This window comes from Flavobacterium sp. P21, from assembly GCF_050632225.1.
GTDB lineage: Bacteria > Bacteroidota > Bacteroidia > Flavobacteriales > Flavobacteriaceae > Flavobacterium.
Genome location: NZ_CP192585.1, coordinates 281,121 through 305,619, shown reverse-complemented (window position 1 = coordinate 305,619; position 24,499 = coordinate 281,121). Strand labels below are relative to the sequence as shown.

Below are 24,499 nucleotides of genomic sequence, written 5' to 3'. Positions count from 1 at the left end.
GCCCCGAAAAATGCTCTACCATTTAGTTTTCTTTTAACGCCAGAAACAAATCTAATACCACGCCTATGCTTCGAAAACTACTTTTGTTTGTACGTTCTTTATTTTTAAATTCTTCTAATTCTTCTAAAGAAAGATCTTTAACACCGAGTTTAAGGATGCTTTGTTTGGGGGTTTTTCTTGTTTTTGTAAATTCTGTTTCTGGGCAAATTGCTCAACCTACAGCTTGGACAAAGGCATCTGATCAAGCGTCATTAACGAGCTCAACTAATTTTGCAATTGCGGCAGGTTCTAACCGTATTCTAATTGTAGCTATCACAACAAATTATACCAACTCTGGAGGTAGTGGCACACAAGCAGATCCAACAACAATTACATATGGAGGAGTTTCTTTAACAAAAGCAATAGGGGATGGTACTACTAGTGCTCGTATGCATACATGGTTATACTACTTAAAAGATAATGCTGTAATGGATGCAACCTCTCGCACACTTAGTGTAACAGGAGGAGCTATTTCTGGCTCGTCATTGGCGAATATGACGATTTGGTATGCTGTTTTTTCTGGTGTCAATCAATCGCCAGCATCATATACAGTTGGAAATGCCAATAATAATAATGCAGGAAACGGCCCAGCACAATTGAGTACTGTAATGACTGTAAACGCCAATGAACAAGCGATTTACGTTTCAAGCATATATAATGACACTAACACTACTCCTCCAAATTATACAATAAATGCAAATTGGGCTAGTGGCGGAAGTACTACCGGAACAAATGGATCTGGAGGTAATACAATCTCGTGGAAAAATGAAGTTGCAAAACGAAATATACCTAGTTCGAATATAACTGATCAAGCTACTACATCTGGAATAACTCCAAGTGGAACCATAAGATATTCAATGTCAGCTATGAGTCTGCCTTTGGCGGCTCCTCCAACAATAACAAGTTTAGGATCTACCAATGGTTGTGCTGGCGGCAGCATTACCATAAATGGAACAAATTTAACTGGTGCTACAGCGACAAATGTAAAAATTGGTGGTACTGCGGTTTCATCAATAACATCAAATTCTGGAAGTCAAATTGTTGCGGTAATAGGAACCGGAACTACAGGAACAGTGTCCGTAACAACAGCTGGTGGCACTGCAACTAGCGCAAGTACATTTACTGTCAATCAACTTCCAACAACATCTAATGCCGGACCAGACCAATATGGATCTTCATTTACACTAGCCGCAAATGCACCGACAAATGGTACTGGAGTCTGGTCAATTACTAGCGGTCCAAGTACTTCTTTAAGTCAATTTAGTGATGTTAATAATCGTGCGGCTACCTTTACACCTTCAGCGACTGGCTCTTATACTTTAACATGGACAATTACAACATCTTGCGGATCATCTGCAGATGATGTCGTAGTATCGAACTGTGTAAGTAATTTAATTAAAAATGGAGATTTTTCAAATAGTACTGGCGGAAATAACTCAGCCGCAAATTGGACTTATGCTACATCAAAAGGTAACTACTCAGAGGTTTTGCCAGAAAACACCTATTTTTCTACGTCAAATAACGATTACGTAGCAGAATTAGATGCAGAAGCATCATTAAGACAAACTAATATACCAGTCATTTCTGGAGTTTCTTATACTGTGACCTATCTTTATGCTCAAAGACCAGGAGCTCCCACACCTACAGGCTTAACTCTTAAAATTTTGGGAGGTTCGTCAACTCTTACAGATGTGAAATCTATTAGTAGCTCTGTTCCACAAGTAGGTACTTATACATTTACAGCCTCAAGCAGTTCAATTGATATTGAATTTTATAACCAAATATTAACTGGAACCCAAACAGTTGGCACGATGATAGATAATATCGTTTTACTTCCAACTTCTCAATTAGTGCCAGTTGCCACAACAAATCCAAAAGGAACTTATAAGACCTTAGATTTTTGTACCGGAGGAAATGGATCTGTAACATTAGATGTTGATAATATTTCGGCTTCAGGTGTTACTTATTCATGGACAGGGTCTTCTGGAGTGGTTTTTTCTTCTACAACGATTAAAAGTCCAACTATAACTTTTACAGCTTCTGGACTCCAATCAGCTACAGTAACAGCTACAACCGCAGGTGGTTGCTCAAGCAATTCGTCTACAACATTTATAAATGTTCGTGCTCCAATCATTACAACTGCTCGCCACACCAGCTGTTGTTAATGCAGTTTGTTCAAGCACTTCTTTACAGTATACTACATTGCCTTATTCGTCAAGCATAAATAGTCCAACAACCTACAGTATTGACTGGGCGACATTAACAGATCAGAACTCGACTTCTTTTACATCTTCTGCAAGTGGAGGAAATGTAACTAATATTGCAGTTCCTGCTGGCACAGCGGCAGGCACATACACAGGAACAATGACCATTTCTAATGGTACTTGTACTTCTACAAAAGCCATTACACTTACGGTGAATGCGGCATCAACAGCGCCTACCAGCATAAGCGGAACTACAACAATCTGCGGCGGAACCGGAACTACATTGACGGCAGTCGGCGGGACTCTGGGAACTGGAGCGACTTACCAGTGGGGTACAGGATCTGTAGTTGGGACAAACCCGATTTCAGGAGCCAATTCTGTTTCATATGCTACAGGCAATCTTACCGGGAACGCAACTTACTGGGTTCGAATAGAAAATACAACTTCTCCATGCACAGCAACAACCGGAGGAGTTTCGCAAGCGGTGACTGTAAATGCGCCATCAACAGCACCGACCAGCATAAGCGGAACTACAACGATCTGCGGCGGAACCGGAACTACATTGACAGCAGTCGGCGGGACTCTGGGAACTGGAGCGAGGTACCAATGGGGTACAGGATCTGTAGTTGGGACAAACCCGATTTCAGGAGCCAATTCTGTTTCATATGCTACAGGCAATCTTACCGGGAACGCAACTTACTGGGTTCGAATAGAAAATACAACTTCTCCATGCACAGCAACAACCGGAGGAGTTTCGCAAGCGGTGACTGTAAATGCGCCATCAACAGCACCGACCAGCATAAGCGGAACTACAACAATCTGCGGCGGAACCGGAACTACATTGACGGCAGTCGGCGGGACTCTGGGAACTGGAGCGACTTACCAGTGGGGTACAGGATCTGTAGTTGGGACAAACCCGATTTCAGGAGCCAATTCTGTTTCATATGCTACAGGCAATCTTACCGGGAACGCAACTTACTGGGTTCGAATAGAAAATACAACTTCTCCATGCACAGCAACAACCGGAGGAGTTTCGCAAGCGGTGACTGTAAATGCGCCATCAACAGCACCGACCAGCATAAGCGGAACTACAACGATCTGCGGCGGAACCGGAACTACATTGACAGCAGTCGGCGGGACTCTGGGAACTGGAGCGAGGTACCAATGGGGTACAGGATCTGTAGTTGGGACAAACCCGATTTCAGGAGCCAATTCTGTTTCATATGCTACAGGTAATCTTACCGGGAATGCAACTTATTGGGTTCGAATAGAAAATACGACTTCGCCATGTACGGCATCAACAGGAGGCATTTCTCAAGCAGTGACTGTAAATTCGCCATCAACAGCACCGACAAGCATAAGCGGAACTACAACGATCTGCGGCGGAACCGGAACTACATTGACGGCAGTCGGCGGGACTCTGGGAACCGGAGCGAGGTATCAATGGGGAACAGGATCTGTAGTTGGGACAAACCCGATTTCAGGAGCCACTTCGTCTACATATACAACTCCGACCCTTACAGGCAACGCGACTTATTGGGTTCGAATAGAGAACACCACTTCGCCTTGTACTGCAACAACGGGAGGCGTTTCTCAGGTGGTTACGGTAAATTCGCCATCAACAGCACCGACAAGCATAAGCGGAACTACAACGATCTGCGGCGGAACCGGAACTACATTGACGGCAGTCGGCGGGACTCTGGGAACCGGAGCGGCCTACCAATGGGGTACAGGATCTGTAGTTGGGACAAACCCGATTTCAGGCGCTACTTCAGTTTCATACACAACTCCAACACTTACTGCCAACGCAACTTATTGGGTTAGGATAGAGAACACGACTTCGCCTTGTACTGCCGCAACAGCAGGCGTTTCGCAATTAGTTACAGTCAACCCACTCCCAACAGTATCACCAATCACCGGCGGATCAGCATCAATTTGCGCTGGAGGAACAACTCCTGCCTTTGCAAATGCAACAGCTGGAGGATCTTGGTCTATAACTCCAGGAACTGGTACAGCAAATATTGATGCGTCAGGAATTGTAAGTGCATTAACTGCCGGAACAGTAACTGTTGTTTATACTTATAATAATGGAACATGTTCAAATACAGCAACAACTAGTTTAACAATTGATGCTAGTGCTCGCCGCACCAACTGCAGGAACACCAACACAACCATTGTGTTCGACTGGTGGAGCTAGTGTAGTTTTAAGTGGTTTGCCTGCCTCAGGAAGTTTGTATCAAGATAACGGCACATCAGTAACCACAATATCTTTTTCAGGTAGTTCGCCAACTATTTCGGGATTATTACCGGGAACATACAGATTTGCACTTGTTAATAGTTGTACACCTGTTTATTCAGCTGATGTGGTGGTTCAAGCTAATACCTATAAAGGTCCTGTTCTTGGATGGACTTATGGCGTCCCAAATTCAAATGACTATGTTGATTTTGCTAGTAATTACGATATAATTAATGATGTAGACTATTGTTCGGTTACCGTAAGCAACGGCGCAACAGTAACAGTTGCAGATGGGAAAACTTTGACCGTTGCAAATGGTGTGCACGTAGCTACTGGAAGCACATTGACTTTTGGGAATACCTCAAATTTAATGCAGACTTCTACCAGCAACACTATAAATACAGGATCTATCAATTACAATAGAGTGACTCCCGCAATCCGCAAGGCGGATTATGTATATTGGTCAACGCCGGTAAAAAATCAGACTTTGCTTGCGCTTTCTCCATTAACGAGAGCCGGACTTTATTATACACACGAAGGATCCGGATGGATAAATGTGTCTTCGGGAAGTACCATGGTGTCTGGAAAAGGCTATATCATCCGTGGTCCTGAGACGTATCCAGTTACGGGAGGTCTTCCTTATCCGGCTACTTTTATCGGTACGCCTAATAATGGACTTGTCACAACCGGTGTGAATGGAGGCACATTCTGTCTGATTGGAAATCCATATCCTTCAGCATTGAAAGCGGATAAGTTCCTTACGGATAATCAGACTATTTTAGAAGGAACTATATATTTCTGGACACACAATACTTATGCCGGTACAGGTACTACGACCAAATATACGGCAAACGATTATGCATCCTATAATTTAAGTGGTGGTGTCGATACAAAACCAGCGAATAGCATGCCGAGTGCCGCTCCTCCAAGCGGAAACATTGCCGCGGGACAGGGCTTTTTTGCAAAAGTAACTACAACGGGACCGGTAATTTTTGACAATTCAATGCGATTGGGAGGCAATGCCAATGGTGATTTTTACAAACCTGGAAAAGAGGCCAAGACAACCGGTCTAGAGAGAAACCGCGTTTGGCTGAATATGACTAATGAAGAAGGAGCTTTCAAGCGGCTATTAGTGGGTTACATCGAGGGGGCGACCAACTCTTACGAAGGCCTGTTTGACGGCGAAACTTTTGACGGAAATAAATATCTGGATTTCTATAGTATAAACGAAAACAGAAGGCTTACAATTCAAGGACGTGCACTGCCGTTTGAAGACACCGATACGGTTCCTTTGGGCTACAAGACAACAATCGTCGGAGATTTTACAATTGGTATTGATCATGCCGACGGTAATCTGAGCACACAGAAAATCTATCTGGAAGACAAAAAAACAGGAACAGTCCATGATCTGGGACAAAGCAATTATACTTTTACGACCGAAGCAGGAACTTTCGCCGACCGTTTCGTACTGCGCTATACCAATAAGACATTAGGGACAGGAGACTTCGAAAACATCGAAAACGGCATTTTGGTTTCGGTTAAAGACAAAGTGGTTAAAGTTATTTCTTCAAAAGAAAATCTAAAAGATATTACGATTTTTGATGTCGCAGGAAAACAGCTTTATAATAAAAATAAAGTAGGCGCAACCGAATTGTCAATTTCAAATTTACAATCAAGTAACCAAGTTTTATTAATCGATATCACACTTGAAAACGGATATAAAACAACTAGAAAAATCATATTTCAATAATAGATAACCAACGTATCTTACTAAAAAAGCCATTTCTCATCAAGAGAAATGGCTTTTTTTATGACTTGTAAAAATCACTAAAAGTTGGTATTGTCCATCTCTAAAAGGCTTTTTAAATTCATAGTTTATTCAAAATTGTGTTAACCTGATTTTTTTGTTCGATGTATAAGTTGTTTTGTTCGCTGGTATTATTGTTGTTTTTTGGAAATTTCACACTTTATAGTCAACAAGGAAAAGTTGATATCACTTTTAATACTGTTGATGATGGTTCTATTGGAGATGGTTTTGATGGTACGGTTCGAACTTTGTCTTTACAGCCCGATCAGAATCTCATCGTGGGTGGCGAGTATTTAAATCTGAACGGAATTCCGTCTTCCTATATAACCCGATTAAAGCCTGATGGCACAATCGACGAAAATTTTCACACCGGAAGCGGATTCAATGGTAAAGTGTATACCTCGTATTTACAACCTGATGGAAAAATAATAGTAGGTGGCGGCTTTACTTCTTATAATGGCATCAGTGCTGGCAGACTCATTCGCCTTAATGCTGACGGCGACTATGATGCTTCCTTCAATACTTCAATTGGCGCAACAACAGGAATTGTATACGATATTGCGCAACAATCCGATGGTAAAATCATTATTGTCGGAAGCTTCACAAAGTACAACAATGCAACTGCAAATCGCGTTGCCCGAATTTTGCCAAACGGAACTTTAGATAGTACTTTTTTAATAGGTTCTGGTACCGCATCTAACATTACAAACGTTGCACTTTTAAACAATGGTAAAATACTGCTTTCAGGAAATTTTACAGTTTTTAATAGTGTTCCAATCAACAGAATTGTTCGTTTAAATGAAGATGGGCGAATAGATTTAACCTTTACAATCGGATCGGGTTTTGATGATGATGTAAGTGCCCTTGTAGTACAACGGGATGGCAAGATTATTTTAGGTGGAAAATTTACCATTTTCAACGGCAACACTGCCAACAGAATTATTAGACTTGAAGAGAATGGTACAATTGATACGTCGTTTTTTACGGGATCAGGTTTTAGCTCTGGAGCAGTTCAAGTGCTAAAATTAGATCCTTCGGGGACAATTATGGCGGGAGGCTCTTTTACTGGAAATTATAATGGGACAACTGTTAATCGCGTTTGTCTTTTGGATGCTTTTGGCTATTTGAAAAATGATATTGATTTTGGTGGTGGCCCAGCAACGGCTTCAGTTCTGGCTTTAGAAAATGATACTGAAGGTTCTTGGTACATAGGTGGTTCGTTTTTAGTTTTTGACGGATTAAATCAAGGAAGACTTGCCAAAATGAACTCCGATGGAGAATATGATACAGGTTATCTTGCATCCGGAATTGGATTTGATAATTCGGTCTACAAAATTCTTTCTTTGGAGAGTGGAAAGACGATAGTTGCGGGCAATTTTAAAAAATTCAATGGCAACAGCGCTTCTAGAATCGCAAAGCTTTTGGAAGATGGCTCAACGGATTCTGATTTTAATATGGGACAAGCTGGTGCCAATAATCTAATCAAAACTGCCGTTTTACAATCAGATGGCAAGATTATTTTAGGAGGGAATTTTACAAAATATAATGAAACTCTGGTAAATCGCATCGTTAGGATTTTACCTGATGGCACCGTGGATCCTTCTTTTAATGTGACTTCGGGATGCAATAGTCAAGTATATGCTATGGCAATTCAGTCCGATGGAAAGATTATCATGGCTGGAGGTTTTACGAAATACAATGATGCAAATGTGGGCCGAATTGTAAGGTTGTTGCCGAATGGTTCACGAGATCTTAATTTTAATCCAGGAACAGGTGCAGATGCCATTGTGGAAGCCGTTTTGATACAGCCTGATGGCAAAATTCTAGTAGCCGGTCGCTTTACTTCTTTCGATGGAGTTTCGACGCCACGTTTGGTCCGTTTAAATGCGGATGGAAGTAGAGATCCTACTTTTACCATCGGTAGTGGATTTGATAAATACGTTTATGCATTTGCATTACAATCGGATAAAAAGATAATCGTTGGTGGTTCTTTTTTAAGTTATAATGGGGTAGCGCAGAAGAGGCTTTTGCGACTGAATCCAAATGGAAGTTTAGATACCACATTTGAATCGGGTTCTGGTTTCAGTAAAGGAGATGTTCGCAGTATTTTAGTACAACCCGATGATCGTATTTTGGTCGGAGGAGCATTTTCAGGAACGTATAAAAATGTACCGTCTTTACGATTAATCCGATTGTTGAAATCGGGAAGTGTTGATAGTACTTTCGATGCACCATTGAACAATAAAGTATTTGCAATGAGCTTTACATCTGATTTTAAGCTTTTGATAGGGGGCGATTTTAATTCGGTTTCCGGTATTTCCAAACACCGAATTGCAAGGCTCAAACTTTGTTTGGAATCAACCACATGGGACGGAACTTCATGGTCGAATGGTTTTCCGTCGGGCGGAAAAGAATTGTTTTTCAAAGAAGATTATCCTTCGTTAAAAGCGACAAATGTCTGCAGTTGTACGATTGATGCGGATAAAAAGGTCACCTTGTTGAGCGGGAATACTTTAGGCCTTGAATTTGGTTATTCGGGTTCTGGAACTTTAATTTTAGAAGATGCGGCAAATTTATATCAGTCGGATGACGATATTGTGAATACCGGCATAATTCATCTTAAGAGAAAATCGGCTCCTATTTTAAAATTTGACTATACCTATTGGTCATCTCCAGTAGAAGATCAAAGTCTTTCAGGTGTTTGTCCTAATGCTACTGGAAATCGATTTTATTCCTATGATCCAGTCGTGAGAGTTTGGAGACTGGAAAATGGTGCAACGACTATGACAACTGCAAAAGGTTATATTATTCAGGGGCCAAGTAATTTCTCTTCAACTGTTGCTTCACCTTACGAAGCAGTATTTAAGGGAATTCCAAAAAATGGAAAAATAGAAATTAACCTAAACATAGGAGTTGTTATTTTTAATTTGGTTGGAAATCCTTATCCTTCCACGCTTAATGCCGACATCTTTTTAAAAGAAAATGCATCACGAATAAAAGGAACCTTATATTTCTGGACACATAATACGCCAGTAACAAATAATAAGTATAACTCTGATGATTATGCGGCTTATAATTTGCTCGGCGGAATAGGAACACGTGGAGCTTTGGCCACGGGTCTTAATGAATCGGTTCCTGATAATACTATCGCTTCAGGACAAGCTTTTTTGTAGGGTGTAAAACGCCAGGTACGTTGGAATTTAATAACAGTATGAGAATGCCACAGCGGAACACGACCTTTTTTAAACCAAGTAAAAGTCATGAAAGTGCTAAAAGTGCTATTGAAAAGCGAAGGATTTGGCTCGACTTAAAAAATGAAGAAGGGGTTTTTAAGCAAATCTTAGTGGGTTACATGACAGGAGCGACAAATTCATACGATGATGATTATGATGCTGAATCCTTTAATGGAAACCAGTTTGTAGATTTTTATAGCATTACTGAGGATAAAAAAATGGTTATACAAGCCCGTGGCCTACCATTTGAGCAAACGGATTCTATTTTGCTTGGATATAGTTCAGTTATTGAAGGCGAATTCAGTATCAGTATTGATCGTTCGGATAATCAGTTTGTAGATTCAGATATCTATATTGAAGATAGAAAACTTAAAATAATACACAATTTAAAAAAGGCTCCTTATTTTTTCAAAACGGAAAAAGGAACTTTTGATGATCGTTTTGAGTTAAAATATGTTGATAAGGAATTGGATGTTGATAATTTTCAAGATGTTCAAAATGGAATTTTGATATATAGTCGAAACAGACAAATTCATATTGAAGCTAAAAATGAAATTATCAAAGAGGCCTCCGTTTTTGATTTGTCTGGAAAAAACATTTATAAAAAAGCCAAAGTTAAATCATCTAATTTATCTATTGAAAATTTGAATGTCACCAATCAAATTCTATTTGTTAAAATCATTTTAGAAAATGGTGATTCGATTGCAAAAACGGTGATTTTTTGAGAGAAACTTTGTTTTAAAGATGAAATCCGTTTAATCTTTTTAAAAGGATTTTTTTAAAATTTTTTCTTGATTCTGACTTTGTCTGACGTTTTTTTTGCAATTTTTTTCTTATGAAGCTCAAAATTTAACCCAAAACTCTAAAATCAATTTTTACTGAAATAACATTAATCTATTCACTTCAAAAGTGATTTTCTGAAAAATGTAACCTTTTACTGTTTCAAATCCATTCGATTTTTAGAATTGATTTTTCTATGTTTTTTATATGAAAATCCTTTTTTAACACACACTTCATTGTTTAAACGATTTGAAAAAAATGACGAAATCAAAATGTTAAAGTCTTGATTTATAAGTTAAAATTTTTAAACAATGTAAATAAAATCGTACCTTGTTGTTGTTTTGATTCGATAAACAACATAAAAGCCCGTTGTAATACAATTTTTAGTGACTTCTGCAGAAAACTAATCAAGTTTTTTATTTGCCAAAATTCGGACGATTAATTATTTACCTCGTTTTGAAAACACGATCCAATGGTTCTTGTTTTCGAAATTCGATAGATGCGTCTGTATACCTAATTTGTTATATGGTGACTCGGTTTTGAGGTATTAAAAATTGGACATCATTCTGATATCAGCTAGAATCTTTTTTTAATTTTCTAAAATGCCACAGTATGGAAAACTTTTTACTTAAATCACTGCTTTTTTTCAACTTTCGATTTCATTTTATTCTAAACAGCAAAAACGATCTCTTTGGGTAAATAGGCAAGTATGCTGTTTGTTTTTTATCTTCTCTAATTTTTTATGGGCACAGCCACCACATACCTATAATTCAAACGGTTCTTTGTATGTTCCTGCTGGAGTTCTTACAATGAATGTTGAGGCTTGGGGCGCAGGAGGCTCGGGTGGAGGAGCGAGCGGTTCAGGGGTAGCTAATAGTCGAAGCGGTAGCGGTGGCGGTGGTGGCGCCTATGTTAACGGACTAATAACAGTTATTCCTGGAAATACTCTTCAGATAAAAGTAGCTGGAATTCCAGAAATTGGAGCTTCTGGCGGAAATACAACAATAACTTCTTTTGAAACAATTCTTTTTGCGGCAGGTGGAAAAAGTGGCATAGCAAATACTGGAACTGCTCCGGCTGGGGAAAGGGTGGTTTAGATACTGAGTCCTTTGGTTCAATTACTAAAATTTCTGGTGGTGATGGTGGCCCAGGTTATAGTGGTGCCTTAGGTTTGTTACAAATTTCAGGTGCAGGAGGAAAAGGCGGTGGTACAGGTGGCGGTGCAGGCGGAGCTAGCGTAGAAAGTCTGTTAATAGGTAATGGTCCTGGTAAAGTAGGCGTTGCTCCAGGTGGTGGCGGAAGTGGCGCGATGAATTCCTTATTAGGTAGTCCCCAAGACGGAGGAACAGGAGGAGCCGGTAAAATGATTGTGAGTTATACTTGTCCAACCTATAATATTACAGGGGTCTCAGCTTCTGCTGGATGTACTACGTCAGGAAATACAACGATCTCACTTAGTGGTTCTCAGGCATCGTTGCCTGTTGGCGTCTATGACGTCACCTATAACCTTACTAATCCAGTGAGTAATGGATTAACGGCTACAATGAATGTATCTACTGCAGGTACTGGTAGTTTTGTATTATCTGGTTTTAATGTTGCAGGTACTCGGAGTATTAAAATTACTAAATTGACATCGGGAGCTTGTTTTGCAGACATAACAGCAAATATTACCGCCGATATTGTTATTTCTTCCCCATCCATTGGTGGAACTGTAACTGGCGGAACTTCAATTTGCAGTGGTTCTCCTAGCGGTGTATTAACTTTGGGGGTAATTCAGGAACCGTTTTGAATTGGGAATATTCAGTTAGTCCATTTTCGGTATGGACTCCAATATCAAATACCGGAACAACATATACTTCAGGGCTTTTAACTCAAACAACTCAATTTAGAGCAGTGGTGCAAAATGGTGTTTGTGCTTCAATAGCTTCAGTGGCGACAACAGTGACCGTTAATCCGATTCCAGTTCCTACTTTTTCTGTACAGCCAGGAACTGCTGTGTGTGCTAATGTAAATGTAAGTTACACGACTCAATCTGGACAATCAAATTACGTATGGACCGTTCCAGGAACAGCTGGAGTAGATTATAACATCATTTCAGGCGGAACATCATCGACCAGCAACACGGTTACGTTACAATGGCTGACTACAGGAAATAAAACAGTTTTAGTTAGATATTCTTCAAACAGTTGTGCAGACACTTGCAGACGCAAGCAATACAACCACAGTAACAAAAACAGTATCGGGAGTTGTAAATGGAGGACTTCATATTTGTCAGGGAAGTCCAAGTCCTTTATTAACATTAAATAATTATACCGGTAGTATTATCAGATGGGAATATGCTGAAGCTATACCTTACGTATGGCGCCCAATTGCCCATACTGGAGTAACCTATCAACCGGGAGTATTGGCAACAAGTACAAGTTATCGTGCTGTAGTGAAAAATGGAAATTGCTCGGAAGAATTTGCAATAGAAACTAGAATTGATGTGGATGTAAATCCGCCTGCTCCGAATCTAGTGAGTTATACGCGCCCAACTTGCGCTATTCCAACAGGAAGTGTCGTTTTGGATGGATTATCCGGATCAGGAAATTTGCTACAGTTTGATGGAACTACAGTTACTAATCATGCTTATTCGGGAAATACAATAACTATTTCTGGATTGGCACTCGGTAAATATAAATTTGCCATTGATAATAACTGTACTATAACCTATTCAGATGAAATAATTATACAGGCAAATACATGGAATGGCACGAACTGGTCTTACGGAAACGGAGAACCAACGTTAGATGATTTAGTCGATTTTCAGGAAGATTATGGTTTTATAAAAGATATAAACGCCTGTTCGTGTACTATAAGTAACGATGCCGCAGTCACCATACAGCATGGAAAAACATTACATGTAGTTAAAGGTATTCATGTAAATTACGGAACGCTAACATTTGCTGATGGAGCAAGTTTGTTACAAGAAAGCACGGACAATAATTTAAATACAGGATTTATTTCTTATAAACGTCGTTCCTTGCCCATTAGACAATCTGATTATGTTTATTGGTCTACTCCTGTAAAAGACATGAAATTAATTGATGTTTCGCCCTTGACAGAATACGATAAATATTATACTCACAATGGAACAGAATGGGTTCAGGTTCCAAGAGCCAATACTATGATACCAGGAAAAGGTTACATTATTAGAGGACCAGAGACGTATTCCCGTACTGACAGATTTCCTTTTGCGGCAGTTTTTAAAGGTGTTCCTAATAATGGTGATTTTACTTGTGAAGCTTCAGGTACTGATAATTTTTATTTAGTTGGTAATCCCTATCCTTCGGCTTTAAGCGCAGATGATTTTATAAATGGCAATTCCATTTTAGAAGGCACATTATACTTTTGGACTCACAATACTTTAGCATATTTAGGAGGTGCTTATAAATATACACGGGATGATTATGCAAGTTATAATTTGAGTGGAGGCGTTGGAGTTGGAACTGTGGCACCTTCTGGAATTGGCTCCCCCGACCCAGATAATAATAGTACTGAACCGAAGGGATACATAGCGGCGGGACAGGCTTTTTTGCCGGAACAACTCAATCTGGAACTATAGTGTTTAAAAACTCCATGCGAAGAGGAGGCGATAAAAATAGTCAGTTTTATAAAGCTACAAAAGCCGATGCACAATCAGATATTGAAAAAAATCGAATCTGGCTTAATATGACTAACACAGATGGTATTTTTAAACAGTTGCTTGTTGGATACATACAGGGAGCGACAAATGAAAATGATAGAAGGTATGATGGAAAAAGTTTTGATGCCAATAAGTATCTGGACTTTTATAGTATAAATAACGAAGAAAATTTAGTTATTCAGGGACGTGCGTTGCCTTTTAAAGCGACTGATACAGTGCCTTTAGGCTATCGGTCGGCTATTGCGGGCGATTTTACCATTGCGATCCATCATGTCGATGGCCAATTGACTTTACAATCTATCTATTTAGAAGATAAAAAATTGAATAAGATCCATGATTTACGTAAAGGCAATTATACTTTTAGTACCGAAATCGGAACTTTTTCTGACCGATTCGTACTTCGATATACTGATAAAACGTTAGGAATTGATGATGTTGCCAGTGATGAAAATAACATAAAGGTTGTGATAAAATCAAATGACATGAAAGTAATATCTACTAAAGAAGCAATTAGTCAAGTCGCTGTTTTTGATCTTTCAGGAAGATTGCTTTTTGAGAAGAAAAACATTAATGCAACAGAATTGCAGATACTGAATTTCCGTTCTGCGAACCAAGTTTTACTGGTGAAAGTGACTTTGGAGAATGGAAATATTACAACAAAAAAAGTAGCATTTTAAAAACAAGAGAAATCAAAAAGCAGTTAAAGATTTTAACCTTAACTGCTTTTTTGATTTCTAAATAAATATTGTTTAGGCACTCTTTCGAAGGTTTTCATTGGTATCGCTAAGTGCTTTTTCATTCTTGTAATCAATCCATTTTTGGCCTTTTAGCTTTCGCATCAAAATATCAAAATGACGCATGATAAATACATTGTATGCTCGCTTTGGATAAATTACCAATGTTTTGAGGAAACGCACGCAGACTCATCGAAAATCCTGGTGTTAGATATTTCATATAATGCCAATATCCTTCTGGCATATAAAGCATTTCTCCATGTTTGAGATTGGTAATGTAGCCTTCAGCATTTTTTAGAGCTGGAAATTTTTCATAATCTGGATTATCAAAATCAATGTCTTCTCTTGAAATCAAGGCGTGAGGAACCTTATACATATATTTCGTTTGATCTGGCGGAAAAATCATGCACTGTTTTTCCCCGTGAAAATGAAAATGCAGAATATTAGAATAATCAATGTCATAATGCATAAAGACTTTTGAGTTTTCTCCCCAAAAAACAACATCGGCATTTGCTTGACTAATCTTAAGCCAATTTCAGGCCATTTAAAGTCATTATTCAAAGCGGGAACTTCTTTCATAAAATTATAAAGAAAGATGCGGTAATTGGTAGGTTTTGATTCTAAAAGCGCTATGTAGTCGCTCATTTTCATTTTCAAATGCGCTTCATTAAAGCCATCTTTATAATTAACAGGCCGGTCATCGTATAATGGTACTGTAATATCGCCTGCGATTTCTTTTATATAGGATAATTTCCATTTGTGATACGCTGGCCAATCTTCGGTCAACTCTTCAATAACAACAGGAATTTGTTTTTTGACATATTGGGAAATAAAATCAGCTTTTGAGATTTTTTTACCCTTTCGATTTGCTTTAACTTCATCTTATTAAATAAAAAAATTGCTTATAACTCTTGTGTTACAAGCAATTTAAAAATATTTGTCGAGAAAGATGAACTCTTTTACTTAAATTTTTGATTTAATCGAATGTTCAACATTTCTTTCAATTGTATGTCCTGGTCGTGACCATTTTGGTTTTTCGCCCAATGGTGCAAATTGTGAATCAGCGGCTTCAACTGTTTTTGGTTGTGAAACTTTTGTAAAAGGTTTTTGTGGATTTAATCCTAATAGCTCAAACATTTTCATGTCTTCGTGAACATCAGGGTTTGGAGTTGTAAGCAATTTGTCGCCTGCAAAAATTGAGTTTGCTCCAGCAAAAAAGCACATTGCTTGCCCTTCACGGCTCATATTTGTTCTTCCTGCTGACAAACGAACTTGAGTATCTGGCATTACAATTCTAGTTGTAGCTACCATTCTGATCATTTCCCAGATTTCAACTGGTTTTTCATCTTCCATTGGTGTACCTTCAACAGCAACTAATGCATTAATTGGCACTGATTCTGGTTGCGGATTTAAAGTAGAAAGCGCCACAAGCATTCCTGCTCTGTCTTCGATGCTTTCGCCCATTCCAATAATTCCACCACTGCAAACGGTAACATTCGTCTTGCGGACATTTTCGATGGTTTCTAAACGGTCTTCAAAAGCACGTGTTGAAATGACATCTTTATAATAATCTTCAGAAGTATCTAAATTGTGGTTGTAAGCATATAAACCTGCTTCAGCTAAACGTTGTGCTTGGTTTTCAGTAATCATTCCTAGCGTACAGCAAACTTCCATGTCAAGTTTGTTAATCGTACGAACCATTTCTAAAACCTGATCAAATTCTTCACCATCTTTTACGTTTCTCCAAGCGGCTCCCATACAAACGCGAGATGATCCACTTGATTTAGCACGCAAAGCTTGTGCTTTTACTTGGCTTACACTCATTAAATCATTTCCTTCAACGCCTGTGTTGTAACGTGCCGCTTGCGGACAGTAACCACAGTCTTCCGGACATCCTCCAGTTTTGATAGATAATAAAGTCGATACCTGAACTACATTCGGATCGTGATTTTGCCTGTGAATGGTTGCCGCTTCATACAGAAGATCCATTATGGGCTTATTATATATGGCGATTATTTCGTCTTTAGTCCAATTGTGTTTTGTAATGCTCATTGATACATTGTTTTTGAAGTCTCAAAAGTAGTTAAATTGTTCTAATCAACCAATGAAGTGCATTGTAAATGAATATTTGACAGCTATTTTCAAAAAGAAACACTCTAAAATCATAAAAATGAATCATTCTATGATTTTAGAGTGCTAAATGTTGAGATTTATTTTGAAATGTTAATCAGCGACATATTTATTGTTCCAATACAACATCATCATTAAAGTTACAATGACTGAAGATGCGATCCCTTCAAAAAGTAAACAAATGCAATAAGTTGGAACAGAAGGGTTTCCGCCAAACATAAAAGTCTCAGATAAGGTTCTTACATAGGCATCTCCGCCTCGTGCATAGCTGTAAACAAGTAACCCGAAAACGCTCATTGACACACCAACTACTGAAGTTGCCATGGCAGAAACGGCATTCGACACAAAATTGGTTTCTCCTTCATGCAGGTTCATTTGCATCGTTCTGTTTACGCCATAAAAGATAAAAAAGACATTTAGGGTACGTAAATAAAACAAATCTGCTAGACCCAATAGATTCATCAATAAAAAATAAATGCCTATTCCGATGAAAATCAAAAAACCGTTGGTAATTTCTTTAGGTAGTTTCATAGTGGTTATTTTTAAAGAAGTTAATAGTAAATATTTGGAAAACAGAGTTCTATATCAAATTTACTAAAAAAATAACTACGATGATTTAAAAAGACCAAAAAGTATTTCTTTGTAAGTTTTAAACCTTGGTAATCTTGAATTATTGGAGTAATGCTCTTAGTGTTTTTACAAAAATTTTGAATCGATTTTGTATACGTTACCATAAATTTTTCCATTTTCAATTATTTGGAAATCGGGCATATAGCAGACAAGTATAATTATCGTTGTAATAAAAATAACTATAGTAATTATATCAAACGGAAGAGGATAACGTTTGTCGTTAAAAGTATAATAAGGTCTTTTTTTGAAAAATTGCACTATTATGCAAATCAGAATCATTGGAATGAATAAATATCCAAAGAAATTAATTACTAATCCACGATTTGTTTCTGCTTTAGCAAAATTGAGATAATCATAATTGTTTTTGGATAAAGAGTGAATTTTAGTAAAACTTCTGGAAATATCTAATGTATCGCCAGATTTAATATTATGAATAAAATTGTTGTAGTGCAAAAAATTATAATCGATACTTTCAATTCTATACTCGCGATTATCTCCTTTGAAATTTAATTTTACGAAATAACGTCTTGTTTTTCCATGATTTTCATGATCAAAAACCGGGTTGGTACTTAGAATTACAGTTTCTTTTACGAAATTTTCTTGCGAAGTATTAATCTTATTTCTTGGGAAAATTAGAGATGCAAATACAATAATCGAGGAAACTATTAAACCAGTTCTAAATTGTTTTTTAGTTTCTAACCATTCATCGTACATCTTCTTGCAGATTTTTAAAGTTGGCTAATAAATGCTTGAGCGTTTATTTTATCTTGATTTAATTGTTCTTTCAATAAATCAACAGATCCAAATTTTTGCTCTTCACGAAGATATTGAAGCAGAGAAACCTCAATTTTTTGTCCATAAATATCAGCGTCAAAATCAAAAAGATTTACTTCAATGGTTTGTTTCTGCCCATTTACGGTAGGATTGAATCCAATATTCATCATTCCAAAAACTTCTTTTTCATTCACAATTGCTTTTACAGCGTAAACACCAATTTTTGGGATTAATTTATAATCTTCATCAATTTGAATATTTGCAGTTGGAAAACCAATTGTTCTTCCTAATTGTTTTCCTTTGACAATTTCTCCCGTTAAAAAATAATCATAGCCAAGATAATCATTGGCCAAAGCCATATTTCCTTCATCAAGTGCTTTTCTGATTTTTGTAGAACTTACAGAAACATCTTGAATTTCTTGAGCCGAAATTTGCTCAACTTCAAAACCATATTCCAAACCAAAGGCAATTAAATTGTCAATATTTGCAGTTCTGTTTCTTCCAAAACGATGATCATGCCCGATAATTATTTTTTGAATCTGAAATTGATCTACCAAAATTGATTTAACAAATTCTTCGGCAGTTAATCTTGAAAAACTTTCATTGAACGGATGAATTACCAGATTTTCAATTCCTGTTGCTTCAAGAAGTTTTGTTTTTTCGGCAATTGTGTTTAAAAGCTTTATTTCTGATTTCTCTTGCAAAACCATTCTTGGATGCGGAAAAAATGTAAGTACTAAACTTTCATATTTGCCATTTTCGGTATTCTGCGTAATTCTTTCAAGAATTTTTTTATGACCAATATGCACGCCATCAAAGGTGCCAAGTGTTAAAATTGTTTTCTTGGTCGAATGGAAATCGTTTATAGAATGAAAGAGCTTCAAAACAAATTATTTAAGATGCTCGCAAATTTATACTATCTATTTTAAATTTGACACTAAGCCGAATTGATTTTTTTGGGTTGCTGAGGTTTCTTTTTGTGAAAATTGACCAACTCGTCGACTAAAAAACGTTAAATGTCGTTTATATGTAAGAATTTGATTTAATTGACTTAATTTTGAATGATCAACGCCCGCAAATATGAAAAAACATTTACTCTATTTATTTTTTATTTTTAACTGTGCTGTTTTAACTGCTCAAAACAATGATTTGTGGCAAAAAGTAAGCGTAAATTCTGCGTTAAGCAAAAGAATAAACGCTTCAGATTCTGATAAATATTATAAATTGAATTCAGAGCTTCTTCAAATAAAATTAGCTTCAGCTACCGGTAAAGGATCAAAAAGCAATACGGCTGAAATTACAATTCCAAATTCTTCAGGTATTTTAGAACGTTTTACAGTTTGGGAATCTTCAAATTTTGAACCAGGGCTTCAAGCGAAATATCCAGAAATCAGATCGTACGAAGGAAGCGGTTTAGATGACAAATCGGCTAAAATTCACTTTAGTGTTTCGCCTTTAGGTTTACAAACTATGGTTTTTCGTTCAGACAAATCAACTGAATTTATTGAAGGAAATCCAGATGATAAAACAGAATATGTTTTGTTTTCAAAAAAATCTTCGACTTCAAAAAGCTTGATCTGTAAAACAGATGATGCGCTTTTAGCTACTACTAATATGGGGAAAACCGCGAAAGAAGCATCAAGCGCAAAGGTTTTCAAAACAATTCGTTTGGCACTTTCTTGCACCGGAGAATATACGGCATATTTTGGCGGAACAAAAGCACAGGCACTTGCAGGAATGAACGCAACATTGACTCGTGTAAATGGTGTTTTCAATAAAGATTTGGCAGTAAAATTAGTTTTGATTGATAATAATGATGCTGTAATTTATACGGATGCAACTACTGATCCGTATTCAAATGCCTCAACAGGTGCTGATGGTGCTTGGAATCAAGAAGTTCAAACTACCTTGACAAACGTAATTGGCAATGCAAATTATGATATTGGACATTTATTTGGCGCTTCCGGTGGCGGAGGAAATGCAGGTTGTATAGGGTGCGTGTGTACAAATCCAACAACAAATATACCTTTAGGAAAAGGAAGTGCTTACACATCTCCTTCAGATGCAAAACCACAAGGAGATACTTTTGATATTGACTTTGTAGCACATGAATTCGGGCATCAATTAGGCGCAAATCATACTTTTTCGTATGATTCTGAAGAAAGAACAAGTGTAAATGTTGAGCCTGGAAGTGGTTCTACTATTATGGCTTATGCGGGAGTTACAGGTGATTATGATATTCAAAATACTTCGGATGATTATTTTGCATATGTAAGTATCAGACAGATTCAGAATACATTGGCTTCAAAAAGCTGTCCAGTAAATACTGCCATAACAAATAATCCGCCAACGATTAATGCTGGAAATGATTATACAATTCCAATAGGTACTGCTTTTGTCTTAACAGGAAGCGGTTCAGATTCCGAAGGAGATTCGGTTACTTATACTTGGGAAGAAAATGATAATGCGACTACAACATCCGGAAGCACCAGTATTGCTTATCCAACAAAACCAGATGGACCTTTGTTTCGTTCGGTAATTCCAACTGCAAGTGGTACAGTTCGTTATATGCCAAAACTTGAATATGTTCTTCAAAATAGACTCACCACGACATGGGAATCTGTTTCATCAATTGCAAGAACGTTACATTTTACTTTGACAGGGCGTGATAATGCCGCTCAGGGTACAGCTCAGACGAATACTGACGATATGGTTGTAAATGTAGTTTCAACTGCTGGGCCATTTACAGTGACTTCTCATACAAATGACAATGTAAGCTGGTGGCAAGGTTTGTCGGAAACTGTAACTTGGGATGTGAATAACACTAATACACTTCCAGGTTCATCAACTGTAAATATCAAATTATCTACTGACGGAGGATTGACATTTCCGATAACATTGGCGACAAATACAGCAAATGATGGTTCCGAAACTATTGTATTGCCAACAAGTGTTCCGTCGTCAAAAAATTGCAGGATTTTGATTGAACCAACAGGAAATATTTTTTATGCCATAAATAGCAAGGCGTTTGCAGTTGGCTATACTTCGGTAGCAAATTGCGATTCCTATAGTTTCGGAAACTCATTTTCCATTCCAAATACAACTACTTTTGTTACTCGAACAATAACAGTTCCGGCATCTGATGCAACAGTTACTGATGTAGATGTTTCTGTGAATATAACGCACGATAAATTTTCTGATATAGAACTTCAAATAGTTAGTCCAGCTGGAACTGTCGTTAGATTGTTCAATAAAAATTGCGGATCCACAAAATCTACTTTAGCAATGCAGTTTAACGATTCAGGTGCGGCATTAGATTGTAATACAACGACTGAACAAATTGTTTTGCCTGTCGATATGTTGAGTGCTTTTAATGGTCAGAATGCGCAGGGAACGTGGACTTTTAGAGTCAGAGATGCTGTGGTTGGGAATTTTGGGACTTTAAATTCGGCTTCCATAAACATTTGTAGTCAAACCTATACTTTGGCAACGCCGGATTTTGAGAACATTGATTTTAGTCTTTATCCAAATCCGAATAAAGGAAATTTTACGATTCAGTTTGAAAGCCAAGCTGAAACAGGAGTTAAGGTATTTGTACATGATATTTTAGGCAAAACCGTTTACTCAAAAACTTTCGATTTGACCTCAAATTTTAATCAAAATATTCAGTTGCCAAATGGCACTTCAGCTGGAGTTTATTTGGTAACGGTTATTGACGGAAACCGAAGAACTGTCAAAAAGATAATTGTGAATTAAAGCTCTAAAAATCCCAATAAATAAATTCCAAATTCCAATTGAAGAATTACTCAATTGGAATTTGGAATTTTTATTTGAGTTAAGTTTGTGAATTTTGAATTTGAATTTGAATTTGAATTTGAAATTTGGAGTTTAAGATTTACGAGTTTGCCATCGCCATACAGACAATACTAATTTTTGCTCCCGGAATTTTCAATACTGCTTTTGAACAAGCTTCCAGAGTTGATCCAGTTGTCAAAACATCATCAACAATTAAAAAATGTTTGTTGTGATTTTCTTCGGAGAATTTGACATCAAAAATGTTTTCGATGTTTTCAGTTCTTCCTAAAAGATTCTTTTTGGATTGTGTTTTAGAATATTTTTTTCGGAACAAAATATGGTCATCAAAAGTGAGATTTAGTCCTTCTGAAAGCGCTTTTGCAAATGTTGTAACTTGATTGTAACCGCGTTCCTTGAATTTTTTGGATGAAGTGGTACAGGAATTATAATTTCAAACGGATGATTTAGTTTTAATTCTTTTAAATCCTCGGCGTACCAAAATCCCAAAACTGTCCCGATTTCTTCGTGGCCTTTGTATTTTAAATTGTGAATGAGTTCCTGAACAATTCCTTTTTTTATAAAATAAAGCAAAGCTGATGCATGTTCAATTTCTACTTTTCCATAAAACTTTTTTACAGCTTCATTTTCTTTATCCAAATGATATTGTGTCAGAGGCATTTCATGACGGCATTTGGAGCATAAAACAATCTCATTAGTCTGCAAAATTTGACGACATCCGTTGCAAACTTTCGGGAAAAATAGATTTATTATGAAATTAAACACAAATAGAAAGAATTTGGTTACAAAAATAACAAAATCAGTCTGTCAATCTTTATTATTTTTCTTTTTTTAAAACTGATTTTTATATTTTTGCATCACTATGGCAAAACAAGACGATTTATTTAAGAATGTGGTTTCGCACGCAAAAGAGTACGGATTTATTTTTCCGTCAAGCGAAGTATACGATGGATTGAGTGCAGTGTATGATTATGCACAAAATGGTGTCGAATTAAAAAAGAATATCCGTGAATATTGGTGGAAATCAATGGTTCAAATGAATGAAAATATTGTCGGTTTAGACGCGGCAATATTGATGCATCCAACGACCTGGAAAGCTTCGGGCCACGTTGATGCTTTTAATGACCCTTTGATTGATAATAAAGATTCTAAAAAAAGATATAGAGCTGACGTTTTAGTTGAAGATTATGCTGAAAAAATCAATCTGAAAGCTAAAAAAGAAATCGAAAAAGCAAAAGCTCGTTTTGGCGATGCATTCAACGAAGAGGAATTTGTAACTACAAATGCTCGCGTAATTGAATATTTGGCTAAAGAAAAAGAAATCAGAGAACGTTTAGGACGTTCTTTGGGCGCTGGTGATTTAGCCGATGTTAAAGCTTTGATCGAAGAGCTTGAAATCGCTGATCCTGAAACAGGTTCTAAAAACTGGACAGAGGTAAAACAATTCAACTTGATGTTTGGAACAAAATTAGGGGCATCTGCAGAAAATGCAATGGATCTTTATTTACGTCCAGAAACAGCTCAAGGTATTTTCGTAAATTTCCTTAATGTTCAGAAATCGGGTCGTATGAAAGTTCCTTTTGGAATTGCTCAAACTGGAAAAGCGTTTAGAAACGAAATTGTTGCAAGACAATTCATTTTCCGTATGCGTGAATTCGAACAAATGGAAATGCAATTTTTTGTTCGTCCAGGAGAAGAAATGAAATGGTATGAGCACTGGAAACAAACTCGTTTAAACTGGCACTTATCTTTAGGATTAGGAAAAGAAAACTATCGTTTCCACGATCACGAAAAATTAGCGCACTATGCAAATGTCTGCTGCTGATATTGAATTTAATTTCCCTTTTGGTTTCAAAGAATTGGAAGGAATTCACTCTCGTACCGATTTTGACTTAAAAGCACACGAAGAATACTCAGGAAGAAAACTTCAATATTTTGATCCTGAATTGAATGAAAACTATGTGCCATACGTAGTAGAAACGTCTGTAGGTCTTGATCGTATGTTCTTGGCGGTTTTTGCAACATCGTTGCAAGAAGAGGCTTTGGAGGATGGATCGACTAGAACGGTGTTGAAATTGCCAGCAGTTTTAGCGCCAACTAAGGCGACGGTTCTTCCATTAATTAAAAGAGATGGATTGCCAGAAGTTTCAAGAAAAATCATTGAAGATTTGAAATGGGATTTCAATGTGGCTTATGATGAAAAAGATGCAGTGGGTCGCCGTTACAGAAGACAAGATGCTCTTGGAACGCCTTTCTGTATCACAGTAGATCACCAAACTCTTGAAGACGAAACGGTAACAATTCGTCATAGAGATACAATGAAACAAGATCGTGTAAAAATCTCTGAATTAAGAGGTATTATTGAAAACGAGGTTTCAATGAAAAACTGGTTGATGAAAATGTAATTTTCCCAATTAACATGATATAAATCCCA

The 24,499-nt window shown here is 37.3% G+C and carries 17 protein-coding genes and 2 pseudogenes; 12 read left to right on the top strand and 7 right to left on the bottom strand.

Features of this window, described 5'->3' with window-relative positions:
* Positions 1 to 65 precede the first annotated feature (65 nt).
* The 10 genes from ACQ9BO_RS01480 to ACQ9BO_RS01435 all read left to right on the top strand — a co-directional run bounded on the left by ACQ9BO_RS01480 (position 66) and on the right by ACQ9BO_RS01435 (position 14,661).
* Positions 66 to 2,204 (top strand): DUF642 domain-containing protein, encoded by a 2,139-nt coding sequence (locus ACQ9BO_RS01480; protein ID WP_431243370.1) that lies wholly within the window; start codon positions 66 to 68, stop codon positions 2,202 to 2,204.
* Positions 2,155 to 4,440: a beta strand repeat-containing protein gene (locus ACQ9BO_RS01475; RefSeq protein WP_431243369.1), complete on the top strand. Its 2,286-nt coding sequence runs from the start codon at positions 2,155 to 2,157 to the stop codon at positions 4,438 to 4,440. Before ACQ9BO_RS01480 ends, ACQ9BO_RS01475 begins: the two co-directional genes overlap by 50 nt.
* A complete protein-coding gene (locus tag ACQ9BO_RS01470) occupies positions 4,379 to 6,229 on the top strand; it encodes a T9SS sorting signal type C domain-containing protein (protein WP_431243368.1) in 1,851 nt (616 codons plus the stop codon). The genes ACQ9BO_RS01475 and ACQ9BO_RS01470 overlap by 62 nt, the downstream gene beginning before the upstream one ends.
* A gap of 161 nt (positions 6,230 to 6,390) precedes the next feature.
* Entirely contained in the window at positions 6,391 to 9,459 is a 3,069-nt protein-coding gene (locus ACQ9BO_RS01465; protein WP_431243367.1) for a delta-60 repeat domain-containing protein, read from the top strand.
* Positions 9,460 to 9,503: 44 nt separating this feature from the next.
* On the top strand, positions 9,504 to 10,244 hold the full coding sequence (locus ACQ9BO_RS01460; RefSeq protein WP_431243366.1) for a T9SS sorting signal type C domain-containing protein: 741 nt from the start codon (positions 9,504 to 9,506) through the stop codon (positions 10,242 to 10,244).
* Between the two features lie 771 nt (positions 10,245 to 11,015).
* Positions 11,016 to 11,396, top strand: a complete 381-nt coding sequence (locus tag ACQ9BO_RS01455) for a hypothetical protein (protein WP_431243365.1) — start codon at positions 11,016 to 11,018, stop codon at positions 11,394 to 11,396.
* A gap of 74 nt (positions 11,397 to 11,470) precedes the next feature.
* Positions 11,471 to 12,088 carry a hypothetical protein gene (locus ACQ9BO_RS01450; RefSeq protein ID WP_431243364.1) on the top strand — a complete coding sequence of 206 codons (618 nt, stop codon included), beginning with the start codon at positions 11,471 to 11,473 and terminating at the stop codon, positions 12,086 to 12,088.
* Entirely contained in the window at positions 12,085 to 12,606 is a 522-nt protein-coding gene (locus tag ACQ9BO_RS01445; protein ID WP_431243363.1) for a hypothetical protein, read from the top strand. The genes ACQ9BO_RS01450 and ACQ9BO_RS01445 overlap by 4 nt, the downstream gene beginning before the upstream one ends.
* Positions 12,488 to 13,903 carry a hypothetical protein gene (locus tag ACQ9BO_RS01440; protein WP_431243362.1) on the top strand — a complete coding sequence of 472 codons (1,416 nt, stop codon included), beginning with the start codon at positions 12,488 to 12,490 and terminating at the stop codon, positions 13,901 to 13,903. Before ACQ9BO_RS01445 ends, ACQ9BO_RS01440 begins: the two co-directional genes overlap by 119 nt.
* 14 nt (positions 13,904 to 13,917) lie before the next feature.
* Entirely contained in the window at positions 13,918 to 14,661 is a 744-nt protein-coding gene (locus tag ACQ9BO_RS01435; protein ID WP_431243361.1) for a T9SS sorting signal type C domain-containing protein, read from the top strand.
* A 72-nt stretch (positions 14,662 to 14,733) separates the two neighbouring features.
* Here ACQ9BO_RS01435 and ACQ9BO_RS01430 read toward each other — a convergent pair.
* The 5 genes and pseudogenes from ACQ9BO_RS01430 to ACQ9BO_RS01410 all read right to left on the bottom strand — a co-directional run bounded on the left by ACQ9BO_RS01430 (position 14,734) and on the right by ACQ9BO_RS01410 (position 19,136).
* A pseudogene (locus tag ACQ9BO_RS01430) lies at positions 14,734 to 15,599 on the bottom strand (cupin-like domain-containing protein).
* Positions 15,600 to 15,681: 82 nt separating this feature from the next.
* Positions 15,682 to 16,770: a biotin synthase BioB gene (bioB, locus tag ACQ9BO_RS01425; protein WP_144336897.1), complete on the bottom strand. Its 1,089-nt coding sequence runs from the start codon at positions 16,768 to 16,770 to the stop codon at positions 15,682 to 15,684.
* A 171-nt stretch (positions 16,771 to 16,941) separates the two neighbouring features.
* A complete protein-coding gene (locus ACQ9BO_RS01420) occupies positions 16,942 to 17,379 on the bottom strand; it encodes a hypothetical protein (RefSeq protein WP_431243360.1) in 438 nt (145 codons plus the stop codon).
* 165 nt (positions 17,380 to 17,544) lie between these two features.
* Positions 17,545 to 18,192, bottom strand: a complete 648-nt coding sequence (locus ACQ9BO_RS01415) for a hypothetical protein (protein ID WP_431243359.1) — start codon at positions 18,190 to 18,192, stop codon at positions 17,545 to 17,547.
* Between the two features lie 14 nt (positions 18,193 to 18,206).
* Positions 18,207 to 19,136, bottom strand: coding sequence for a bifunctional riboflavin kinase/FAD synthetase (locus ACQ9BO_RS01410; RefSeq protein WP_431243358.1), 930 nt, complete (start codon positions 19,134 to 19,136; stop codon positions 18,207 to 18,209).
* A 196-nt stretch (positions 19,137 to 19,332) separates the two neighbouring features.
* On the opposite strand from ACQ9BO_RS01410, the gene ACQ9BO_RS01405 reads away from it, so the two are divergent.
* Positions 19,333 to 22,008 (top strand): reprolysin-like metallopeptidase, encoded by a 2,676-nt coding sequence (locus ACQ9BO_RS01405; RefSeq protein ID WP_431243357.1) that lies wholly within the window; start codon positions 19,333 to 19,335, stop codon positions 22,006 to 22,008.
* Between the two features lie 139 nt (positions 22,009 to 22,147).
* Here the strand turns inward: ACQ9BO_RS01405 and ACQ9BO_RS01400 are convergent, their stop codons facing one another.
* Positions 22,148 to 22,381: a ComF family protein gene (locus ACQ9BO_RS01400; RefSeq protein WP_431243356.1), complete on the bottom strand. Its 234-nt coding sequence runs from the start codon at positions 22,379 to 22,381 to the stop codon at positions 22,148 to 22,150.
* Between the two features lie 23 nt (positions 22,382 to 22,404).
* Positions 22,405 to 22,725, bottom strand: a complete 321-nt coding sequence (locus ACQ9BO_RS01395; protein WP_431243355.1) for a ComF family protein — start codon at positions 22,723 to 22,725, stop codon at positions 22,405 to 22,407.
* 202 nt (positions 22,726 to 22,927) lie between these two features.
* On the opposite strand from ACQ9BO_RS01395, the pseudogene ACQ9BO_RS01390 reads away from it, so the two are divergent.
* A pseudogene (locus ACQ9BO_RS01390) lies at positions 22,928 to 24,470 on the top strand (glycine--tRNA ligase).
* The last annotated feature ends 29 nt before the right edge of the window (positions 24,471 to 24,499 follow it).

What these genes read in the sequence shown, in the direction of transcription:
- ACQ9BO_RS01460 (WP_431243366.1), top strand. Translation starts at nt 9,504, where the DNA reads ATGCCACAGCGGAACACGACCTTTTTTAAACCAAGTAAAAGTCATGAA.
- ACQ9BO_RS01405 (WP_431243357.1), top strand. Translation starts at nt 19,333, where the DNA reads ATGAAAAAACATTTACTCTATTTATTTTTTATTTTTAACTGTGCTGTT.
- ACQ9BO_RS01465 (WP_431243367.1), top strand. Translation starts at nt 6,391, where the DNA reads ATGTATAAGTTGTTTTGTTCGCTGGTATTATTGTTGTTTTTTGGAAAT.
- bioB (WP_144336897.1), bottom strand. Translation starts at nt 16,770, where the DNA reads ATGAGCATTACAAAACACAATTGGACTAAAGACGAAATAATCGCCATA.
- ACQ9BO_RS01420 (WP_431243360.1), bottom strand. Translation starts at nt 17,379, where the DNA reads ATGAAACTACCTAAAGAAATTACCAACGGTTTTTTGATTTTCATCGGA.
- ACQ9BO_RS01435 (WP_431243361.1), top strand. Translation starts at nt 13,918, where the DNA reads ATGCGAAGAGGAGGCGATAAAAATAGTCAGTTTTATAAAGCTACAAAA.
- ACQ9BO_RS01415 (WP_431243359.1), bottom strand. Translation starts at nt 18,192, where the DNA reads ATGTACGATGAATGGTTAGAAACTAAAAAACAATTTAGAACTGGTTTA.
- ACQ9BO_RS01475 (WP_431243369.1), top strand. Translation starts at nt 2,155, where the DNA reads ATGTTCGTGCTCCAATCATTACAACTGCTCGCCACACCAGCTGTTGTT.
- ACQ9BO_RS01395 (WP_431243355.1), bottom strand. Translation starts at nt 22,725, where the DNA reads ATGCCTCTGACACAATATCATTTGGATAAAGAAAATGAAGCTGTAAAA.
- ACQ9BO_RS01480 (WP_431243370.1), top strand. Translation starts at nt 66, where the DNA reads ATGCTTCGAAAACTACTTTTGTTTGTACGTTCTTTATTTTTAAATTCT.